The organism is Mycobacterium sp. (assembly GCF_049585075.1).
Classification (GTDB): Bacteria; Actinomycetota; Actinomycetes; order Mycobacteriales; family Mycobacteriaceae; genus Mycobacterium.
In genome coordinates this window covers 1-4796 of the sequence record NZ_JBAUZA010000521.1, presented here as the reverse complement: position 1 = coordinate 4796, position 4796 = coordinate 1, and the positions used below count along the sequence as shown (strand labels likewise).

Below are 4796 nucleotides of genomic sequence, written 5' to 3'. Positions count from 1 at the left end.
CCGCGACGTGCTGGTGGTCGACGCGGCGAACTTTCCCCGCGATAAGTCCTGCGGCGACGGGTTGACACCGCGCGCGGTCGCCGAGCTCGAACGGCTGGGGCTGGGCGACTGGCTGGATGCCCGGATTCGGCATCGCGGCTTGAGGATGAGCGGGTTCGGCGGCGAGGTGGAAGTCGACTGGCCCGGCCCCTCGTTCCCGTCGACCGGCAGCGCGGTGGCCCGCGTCGAGCTGGACGACCGGATCCGCAAAGTCGCCGAAGACGCCGGCGCTCAGATGCGGCTCGGCGTCAAAGCGGTTGGTGTACATCATGATTCGTCGACCCGGGTGGTGTCGGTGGCGCTGGCCGACGGGACCGAGGTCGGTTGCCGCGAGCTGATCGTCGCCGACGGCGCCCGCTCGCCACTAGGGCGCGTTTTGGGCCGGCGCTGGCATCAGGAGACGGTGTATGGGATCGCCGCCCGCGGATACCTGGCCACGCCGCGCAGCGACGAGCCGTGGCTGACCTCACACCTGGAGCTGCGCTCCCCCGACGGCGCGGTGCTGCCCGGCTACGGCTGGATCTTCCCGCTGGGCAACGGCGAAGTGAACATCGGCGTGGGCGCGCTGTCAACGTCCAAACGGCCCGCCGAGCTGGCGCTTCGACCGCTGATGTCGTATTACACCGACCTGCGCCGCGACGAGTGGGGGTTCAGCGGCCAGCCTCGCGCGATGTCCTCAGCGCTACTGCCGATGGGCGGGGCGGTGTCGGGGGTCGCCGGCCGGAACTGGATGCTGATCGGCGACGCCGCCGCCTGCGTCAACCCGCTCAACGGCGAGGGCATCGACTACGGGCTGGAAACCGGGCGGCTGGCCGCCGAAATGCTCGGTTCAGGTGATCTGTCGAAAGCGTGGCCGAGCTTGCTGCAATCCCATTACGGGCGTGGGTTTTCGGTGGCACGCCGGCTGGCGTTGCTGCTGACCTTTCCGCGGTTCTTGCCGGCGACCGGTCCGATCGCGATGCGCTCGACGACGTTGATGGGCATCGCGGTGCGGGTGATGGGCAACCTGGTCACCGACGACGACGCCGACTGGGTCGCTCGGGTGTGGCGCGGCGGCGGGCTGGCCTCGCGGCTGATCGACCGTCGAAAGCCGTTCAGCTAGCAGGCTTGTAGGCGGCGTGCAGCGCGACGATGCCGCCGGTCAGGTTCCGCCATCGCACCGCCGACCATCCGGCGCGGGAAATCTGATGCGCCAGCGCGGGCTGGTCGGGCCAGGCCCGAATCGACTCGGCCAGGTAGACATATGCATCCGGATTGCTCGACACGGCCCGCGCCACCCGCGGCAACGCCTGCATCAAATACTCCTTGTAGGCCGTCGCGAACAGCCGATTGGTGGGCGTGGAGAATTCGCACACCACCAATCGCCCACCCGGTCGAGTGACGCGAGCCATCTCGCGCAGCGCCGCGCCGCGGTCGGCGATATTGCGCAAGCCGAAACTGATCGTGACGGCGTCAAACACGTTGTCGCCGAACGGCAATCGGGTCGCGTCACCAGCTACCTTCGGCACGATACGAGCGCGTCCGGCTGCCAGCATTCCGACCGAAAAGTCGGTCGCCACGCACCACGCCCCGGAGCCGGCCAGCTCGACGGTCGACACCGCGGTGCCCGCGGCCAGGTCCAGCACCTTCTGGCCCGGGCCGATGTCCAGCGCCAACCGGGTGGCGCGCCGCCAATGCCGGTCCTGGCCAAGCGACAGCACGGTGTTAGTCAGGTCGTAGCGCCGGGCCACGCCGTCGAACATCGACGCCACCTCGCGAGGATCTTTGTCCAGCGTCGCGCGGCTCACGCCGTCGACACTAGCTCAGGCCGCCTCCGCGCGACGGTTGCCCCGCACCGCCTCGTAGTGGCCGAGCAGCTCGTCGCAGATCGCCGACCAGCTGCGATGCAGCACGCTGCGCCGGGCCGCCGGCGCGTAGCGGTGTCGTTCGGCCAGCAGGTGATCGACGGCGGCGGGCAGCTGTGCCTCGAACTCGTTGACGCCCAACAGCAGTCCGGTGCGCCACGGGATGACCAGATCGCGTGGTCCGCCGGCGTCGGGGGCGATCACCGGCAGCCCCGACGCCAACGCTTCCTGCACGACTTGGCAGAACGTCTCGTGCTCGCCCGCATGCACGAAGACATCCATGCTGGCATATGCTTCGGCGAGCTCTTCGCCGTACAGCGCACCGGTGAAAACGGCTGTCGGCATTGCTGATTGCAGCTTGGCGCGGTCAACCCCATCGCCGACGATGACTACCTGCACCGTCCCGGTGGCAGCCAACCTGATCAGCCGCTCGACATGCTTCTCCGGCGCGAGCCGGCCGACGAACCCGACGATCGGCTTGCCATCCGGCGACCAGTGCTGCCTAAGGACCTCATTGCGAGCTGACGGTACGTAGCGAATCACGTCGACCCCGCGGGCCCACTGATAAACCCGCGGAAAACCGTGATTAACAAGAGATTCCATCGTCGCAGTGGACGGCGCCAGGGTACAGTCCGCGAGGCCGTGCAAGTGACGGAACCACGCCCATGCGGCCCGCGCGGTGATCCCGATCCCGTAGCTCTCCGCGAAACCCGGTACGTCGGTTTGGTATACCGCCACCGTCGGCACCCCAAGTCGACGTGCCGCCCGCACACCGCCCCAGCCGAGCAGCGCCGGCGACGCCAAATGCACTACGTCAGGCTCGAATCCGCGCAGCACCCGCGTCAACCGCGGTGTGGGCACCCCAAGTGGCAGCGTCGTCACCTTCGGGAACATCCGCGACGGCGTCCGGTGCACCCGGATACCGTCGTGGATCCGATCGGCCGGCGGCTGTCCCGGCGGGGTGTCGGGAGCTATGACGAGGGCTTCATGACCAGTACGGCGCAGGTGCTCGAGTATTCGGACCACCGAGTTGCTAACGCCGTTGACGTGCGGGAGAAAGGACTCCGCGACAATCGCTACGCGCACACCATCACGGTGGCAGCGTCGCCTGTCGATATGGTTGCCGACGGGTATACGTCATGCGAACTCTCACGCAAAGGGGGACTAGACAATGCGGGCCTGCCTGCGGGTATGGGCGGCGACGGCGCTGTGGATGGTGATGTTCAGCACAGCCGTCGCGCACGCCGACGTGCTGCGAACGCCGGACGGCGACGGGGTGGTGGCGGGGCCGGGTGACGCTGCAGTGCAGTTGGAGATCTTCTGCGAACCGCAATGCCCGGACTGCGCGCAGTTGGAGTCGACGTACGGCGACCGGATTGCCGGCGATCTGGGCAGCGGCCGGCTCGCTGTCACGTATCGATGGCTGACCTTCCTTGATGGCAAGCATCACAACGACGTTTCCGCCCGAGTCGCCAACGCGCTGTTTGTGGCGGCCGATCCGTCGACGTCGCCGACGGCGTATCAGGCTTTCGTGCAAGACCTCTACCGCCACCAAAGTAAAGACGGCCCGAGCAACAACGACATCGCGGCGATGGCCCGTGAAAGCGGGATACCCGAGCCGGTGGCCGACCGGATCGCTGCCGGCGAGTTTGCCGTCGATACCGCCACGCTCAACGACACCAACAGGGCACGCCTCGATCAGTTAAACCCAAACCCAGGCACCCCAACGGTTTACGACCTCAAGGCGAATCGGCTCGTCGACATTCAAGACCCGGGTTGGCTGGACGCCTTGTCCAGCTGACGGTCCAGCCGCTTGTCCACAAATGCCAGACCACCCAGCGCGATCGCGGCGACCAGCCAGCCGACCACCGCGATAGATCCCGCCGGGACGATAGCCAGCTTGGCGTTGCGGTGCTGCACCCGCACCAGGTTCGGGTTGAGTTTGTCGTATTCGACGTAAATCCGCATCCCCGTTGCCAATTCGGACGGGTACAGTACCCCGAGCTCTGGGCGGTAGGTGATCCGGTCCGGCGTGACGAATTCGATGGTGGAGCGCCGCGGTCCGGCGCTGAGCACCTCGGCTTCCGCCACCCCCATATTGCGTTGGATGGCAATGTCATTGCGCACCGCACCAGCCACCAGCAACAGCGACTGCAGTGTGACCAGCCCTGCCAGGATCAGCACCCCAACCCGTGCCCAGCGGACGACGCGATGGCCCCGAGTGTTGGGCAGCTCGCCGCTACGGCCGTGAATCAGGATGCGCGCCAATGCTTTCAGCGACGCCAGTGCCGTTACGGCCTTGGCGGCGATCCTCACAATGCGGCCTTGATGGCGGCGTGCAGCTGCCGCAGCGAGGACCGGTCGGCCTTGACTTCGAGCACCCGCATCCCGGCGCCGGTTTCGTCGAGCGCGGGACCGAGTTCGTCGACCTCGATCTGTCGGCTGTCGACGTGGTAGGCGCGACACAGCGCGCCGACGTCGACGTCGTGCGGGGTGCCGAACACCCGCGACGACACGTCAGAAAACCGCGGATCGCCCTGCTCGAGTAGTTCGAAGATGCCGCCGCCGTTGTCGTTGGACACCACGATGGTCAGGTCCGCCGGTACCGGCTCGGTGGGCCCGATCAGCAACCCGGAGCTGTCGTGCACGAAGGTCAGATCGCCGATCAACGCGACGGTGCGGCCACCCGACCGCTCGTGCGCCAGCGCCGCCCCGATCGCGGTGGACACCGTGCCGTCGATACCGGCGACCCCGCGGTTGGACCGCACTGTGACGCCGTGTGGGTTGAGCCCCACAAGCGCGGCGTCGCGCACCGGGTTGGACGCACCAAGCACCAGTTGGTCACCGGGGCGCAGCGCGTCGGCGACGGCGGCGGCCACGTGCAGGCCGGTGGTCAGCGGGTGGGCCTTGAGC

General features: G+C 67.7%; 6 protein-coding genes. 2 read left to right on the top strand and 4 right to left on the bottom strand.

Annotated features, from left to right (window positions below):
* Positions 1–1141, top strand: a 1141-nt coding sequence (menJ, locus tag WB785_RS24135) for a menaquinone reductase (RefSeq protein ID WP_424082520.1), incomplete at its 5' end; no start/stop codon positions are given.
* Here the strand turns inward: menJ and WB785_RS24130 are convergent.
* Together WB785_RS24130 and WB785_RS24125 are read right to left on the bottom strand one after the other, a co-directional pair.
* Positions 1134–1826, bottom strand: a complete 693-nt coding sequence (locus tag WB785_RS24130) for a demethylmenaquinone methyltransferase (protein WP_424082518.1) — start codon at positions 1824–1826, stop codon at positions 1134–1136. The genes menJ and WB785_RS24130 overlap by 8 nt on opposite strands.
* Positions 1827–1841: 15 nt before the next feature.
* The gene (locus tag WB785_RS24125; RefSeq protein WP_424082516.1) at positions 1842–2969 is read right to left on the bottom strand and encodes a glycosyltransferase family 4 protein; all 1128 of its coding nucleotides are present in this window, start codon (positions 2967–2969) and stop codon (positions 1842–1844) included.
* An 85-nt stretch (positions 2970–3054) separates the two neighbouring features.
* Here WB785_RS24125 and WB785_RS24120 point away from each other — a divergent pair, with 85 nt between their 5' ends.
* Positions 3055–3684 carry a DsbA family protein gene (locus WB785_RS24120; protein WP_424082514.1) on the top strand — a complete coding sequence of 210 codons (630 nt, stop codon included), beginning with the start codon at positions 3055–3057 and terminating at the stop codon, positions 3682–3684.
* Here the strand turns inward: WB785_RS24120 and WB785_RS24115 are convergent.
* Both WB785_RS24115 and WB785_RS24110 read right to left on the bottom strand, forming a co-directional pair.
* Positions 3648–4169 carry a DUF3592 domain-containing protein gene (locus tag WB785_RS24115; RefSeq protein ID WP_424082521.1) on the bottom strand — a complete coding sequence of 174 codons (522 nt, stop codon included), beginning with the start codon at positions 4167–4169 and terminating at the stop codon, positions 3648–3650. The two genes, WB785_RS24120 and WB785_RS24115, sit on opposite strands and share 37 nt — an antisense overlap.
* Before the next feature lie 26 nt (positions 4170–4195).
* The coding region (locus tag WB785_RS24110; RefSeq protein ID WP_424082512.1) for a thiamine pyrophosphate-binding protein at positions 4196–4796 on the bottom strand (601 nt) is incomplete at its 5' end.

What these genes read in the sequence shown, in the direction of transcription:
- WB785_RS24120 (WP_424082514.1), top strand. Translation starts at nt 3,055, where the DNA reads ATGCGGGCCTGCCTGCGGGTATGGGCGGCGACGGCGCTGTGGATGGTG.